4 protein-coding genes are annotated in these 4,527 nt (G+C 44.8%); 3 read left to right on the top strand and 1 reads right to left on the bottom strand.

Features of this window, described 5'->3' with window-relative positions; translation table 11 throughout:
• Positions 1-232: 232 nt before the first annotated feature.
• Positions 233-469 (top strand): hypothetical protein, encoded by a 237-nt coding sequence (locus tag KDK14_RS02400; RefSeq protein WP_257263425.1) that lies wholly within the window; start codon positions 233-235, stop codon positions 467-469.
• A 185-nt stretch (positions 470-654) separates the two neighbouring features.
• Here KDK14_RS02400 and KDK14_RS02395 read toward each other — a convergent pair whose 3' ends face one another.
• Positions 655-1,140 (bottom strand): peptidylprolyl isomerase, encoded by a 486-nt coding sequence (locus KDK14_RS02395; protein ID WP_257263424.1) that lies wholly within the window; start codon positions 1,138-1,140, stop codon positions 655-657.
• A 126-nt stretch (positions 1,141-1,266) separates the two neighbouring features.
• Between KDK14_RS02395 and KDK14_RS02390 the strand changes: the two genes are divergently transcribed.
• Positions 1,267-1,845 (top strand): DNA-3-methyladenine glycosylase I, encoded by a 579-nt coding sequence (locus tag KDK14_RS02390; protein WP_257263423.1) that lies wholly within the window; start codon positions 1,267-1,269, stop codon positions 1,843-1,845.
• 636 nt (positions 1,846-2,481) lie between these two features.
• Positions 2,482-3,951, top strand: coding sequence for a hypothetical protein (locus KDK14_RS02385; protein WP_257263422.1), 1,470 nt, complete (start codon positions 2,482-2,484; stop codon positions 3,949-3,951).
• The last annotated feature ends 576 nt before the right edge of the window (positions 3,952-4,527 follow it).

Here is a 4,527-nt window from a genome sequence, read left to right as displayed (position 1 = left end):
AGACCAATTTGCTGCCACCGCAGTAGGGCAGTCTATTCTCGGACAGCCTCCTGGTCACGCCACATGCTCAGATCCTGATCAATTGACTCAAACCAAGGTCTAACGGTCAAAAGTCATTTCTGGAGCCATAGTTATAGACTCTAAAGATATAAAAATACGAATTATAAAAATCATAGATTTTAAAGCGTTGCCTCGGGCAGCCTGAAAATACCGAATTGGTAAGGAGAGATGTATGCGCCTGAACCTTCTGTTAGCACCTTTACAACACGTTATCGATACCATGCAAAAGGGGAAAACCTTCAAGATCCGAGTGCTGATGGAGGAGCTTGGCCTGTGGGAAAGTCAGGACGATCTGCAGAAGATGAGAATAGCTTCGACTTTCCGGTCTATGGTAGAAAGTGGCGTGATCAGCAATATCCAACTGCTCACTCACCATAAAACCCGGCATGCGATTTATATCACGGTATAAAGGCCACAAATCAATGGAAAATATGTTGCGCCATCAAAAACAGTCAAGCAAAATATTTTTCACGGTAAAGAAGCCGGAAACATCCGACTTCATTATTTTTCAGTCACGGTAAGGTTTCTGATCAAGGCTTCATGCTGTGGGGATTTCTTGGAAGACTGTCTCCTGAAAAGAGTTCGATAGCAGATTCAATGAACATGCCCGCCAGGCCCATGCACATGACCGTGGTCCAGCTCTTCTTTGGTAGCTTCACGCACCTCGACCACTTCAATGCTAAAGTGCAGGTTCTCACCTGCCAGCGAATGGTTAGCGTCGATTACCACCTGGTCACTTTCGTCATCAATAGCCACCACAGTTACAATCCGTGGGCCAATGGCGGTATCGGCATGGAACTGGTTGCCCACCTCAACAGGATGATCACCAAACTGTTCTTTCGGTACCGGCTGAACCAGACTTTCGTCATACTCGCCATAGCCTTCGGCAGGCTCAACTACCACTTCAAACTTGTCACCAGCCTGCTTGCCATCCAGGGCATTTTCCAACCCTTCAACAATATTGCCCTCACCGTGAAGATAAGCCATGGGAGACTCGCCTTCCGAACTGTCGAGAGTTTCTCCCGCATCATTTTTCAGAGTGTAATGGAACAGACCCACTGTCTCTTTGGCTATCTTCATCTGTTTATGCCTTTAATAGGGTAAACACCTATCTTAACTGTCATTGTTACTGGTAGCCAGAAAACTGCAAATAAATGCGCTTTCTGGTGCAAACTAACCCTATTTAACAAAAAGGAGTTTTTCCTCTTGAGCGATTCTCGATGCAGCTGGTGCCATGGCGATGAACTCTATACCCGATACCATGACGAAGAGTGGGGTGTTCCCTGCCATAACGATCAGAAACTCTTTGAGTTTCTGATTCTTGAAGGTGCCCAGGCGGGCCTGAGCTGGATCACCATTCTGAAGCGCCGGAAAGGCTACCGCAAAGCATTTCATCAATTTGATGTTCAGCAAGTGGCCGCAATGACAGACCAGGATGTAGAGAAGCTGATGCACGATGAAGGCATTATCCGCAACCGGCTGAAAATCCGTAGCGCCATTAAAAATGCCCGGGCGTTTATCAAGGTTCAGGAAGAATTTGGCAGCTTCAGCCAGTATCTGTGGTCATTTGTAAACCATCAGCCCATCATCAACCAGCGACAATCAATGGGTGACCTACCGGCTACCACCGATATTTCAGACCGGATGAGTAAAGAGCTGAAAAAACGCGGCTTCAGCTTTGTTGGCAGCACCATCTGTTATGCCTATATGCAGGCAATGGGGCTGGTGAACGATCATCTGGTCAGTTGCCCATCTTATAGCAATTCCAATTTCCGACTAACTTAATCGTATTGGTACGATTGTAAGTCGTAGATGTACAGCCGAGTGTGGCTTGGGAGGCTTCTAAATATGAACTTTTCAATGGGCCAACTGTCGATATATATAAGTTCAATTCTTAATTTTCTTTTGTACGCTGGATATCGTGCGTAGTGCCATCTGCCCTGACTCATTATAGATGGCACCGGCTTGATGACTTGGTGCTGACAGTCGAGTTTCCAGTCGGCAAAAAGAAGAATTAGCTGAACAATTACCGGGGGTTGATATCGCTGGTTGATTACATGCAACGGCTCAACTATCCAGTTTTCGTCCAAAACTTTGCAGCGCTTGTAGATAAAGGCCTGGAGGATGAAAAAAGAGTTTTGTTTTAACACCCTGTTCAACGAACTTTCGGGGGCTGTAGAGTAGTATTGCTTCCTCCTGCCGGATTTATTGCGCCGAGGTGCAAAACACACATAATCAGACAAAGAACAACTGCGGCCATTACTTATGTTACCGTTACCACCAGCGAAAATTTTTTCACCCGCCACCAGTATTAGCGGACCGCCTGATGTTGACAATACTGTCCATGCCCGGTACTCCAATTGGGATATAAGAACAATTAAGGACCTGCCAAAGCGAGTGAATAGTACCAGGCTAATTGGCATGGAATACGAGTCCAATAACGTGAGCGTCATCGCTCCTGGCATCGCCCTTAGGAAAGGCATAGTAATTGCCGATACCCCGGGTTGTCACTTTGGCTACCCACTAATGAGCCTGACAATTGAACGCCTGAATGGTCTGAAACCTCGGGCAATACTGGAAACGGTGCTGGCACCATTATCACTGGAGACACTGGCCGAACTGCGTTTATGTGAGCTGGTGGAAAAACTGTTTGAGATTCTGGCGGCCATCCCCCCAAATAATCACGGCATGACGCTGAACGAACTGCTCGACAATTACAACCAATGGCTGGAAAGCCTTGATTGGTTTGACCAACGCACCCGAGCCCTTTTGCAGTTAACGGCAGTCAGTGAACCCACTTCTCTCAGGTACGACCAGGGAATTAGCTGTTCTCAGCTGAATAGAGCAGACACCAACTCCTCGACCAGTACAGCACCTCTGAGATTAGTTAAAATACCCAATCGACCGACGGATGGGAATTATTACAAACAGACCAGTTTTTTTGTAGCATTCGAAAATATCATACAGCTTGCGAAAATCCCCCAGCAAAACTGGCTCTTTTCACTGGTGGATACTCTCCGCTGGTATGAAGCAAAAAATACGGCTGCTGCTCTACTGCAGGAGCTAGAAATAAAAACTGAAGATAAATATACAATGCCCGTCTTTATGCACTGGTCTTACAACTGTATGAAAATTATTAACTATGGTCTTAATTCCAAAAGTTTTGGAGGTCAAAATGTCATTCGCGGTGTGCCCTTGAGCATCAGAGTTGGCCCGTTTCAGGAGGTGCTTGAACTGCTAACAGATGAAACCGTTGAAGAGCTGGTCACCAACATTAATAAAGATCGGGATAACTACCTTTACAAGTCTATTGCACTGATATTTTTGAACCGTGAAAACAAACAAGGGCTTCCCCCGCATAGTGATGCCTATATCAAGTTGGAGCAATGGCTATTTCACGAAGTTCAGGAACTTTTCAAAGTCCTCAAAATAAGGTATGAGCACGGTAAACACCACGTTTATAAGCCTTTTTCACCAACACCTTATATAGTCACCAAAGATAACGAAAAATTGGTATTGCCTGATCCAGGCAAGGCAGCCAATTACTTGCGAGATTTTGTTCTGAACAATACCATCGCCAGCTATTACTTCCTTTATGAATTAACACCAATCGAAGAATCAAATTATTGTGTTGTCGAGTTCCGATTGAATCAGTGCTGCAACACAGGGCTAGTTTGTCCCGAACTTCCGTTCAATGATCCGGATCGTCCTTTTGACCCATCATGTCTCACCGAAATTGAACAACAGATGCTGGCTCTTCTGTTTGAAAACAGAGTCGTGCAAACCTTCGACACCTTTGACAATGACTTTTGGCTCCAATGCCTGTGGTCTTTGGTTAAATCTCTACCTCTTCCGGATATTGGACAGACTCAACTTCAGAGTGACCCTTAAACCGGATATTTCATCCTGAATGCAGCAGTCAAACAAGCCTGAGCCGCCCAATTGGTGGCAGCTTTTCATTTACTCGCACGGGCGAAATTTTGGGACTAATTTGTATCAATTAAAGGCAATGGCGCTATTATCTCAGCGGTTTCCGAAAAGAGGTAAATTTATTGATATTTTGAAGAATATGCAAACCTGTAACCGCAGTCTTTTTTGTTCTTAATCTATACTTATCAATAGATTAAATGAATTCTTTGCAAAAGCCGCTGCTGTTACCTGCCCCTTTTTCAGAAATTTAGATACCGCTTTCGTTAAAATTCAGCACAAGCCTGAATTGGAATTAACTGTGACGCAAGTTTTTTTAGTAGTTAATCAATTGAAATCATATTTTCTGACTAAGTTGTCAGTCACTCTCGGCAACTGATCCTGCGTTGCTCTGGCTCCTGCATTCATGCAGTAGGGCGGTGTCAGCAAATTGGTCTAAAAATTCCATTTTATTCGGCAAATAGCACCACTATTCACCTTACAAAATGAAATTTTTATCCTCAATTATCTTCCATCCTCGCTACGGGGACGCCCAGTCGG

Source organism: Endozoicomonas sp. ONNA2, from assembly GCF_024606365.1.
Taxonomy (GTDB): Bacteria; Pseudomonadota; Gammaproteobacteria; order Pseudomonadales; family Endozoicomonadaceae; genus Endozoicomonas.
This window is presented reverse-complemented; position numbering and strand designations above follow the sequence as displayed.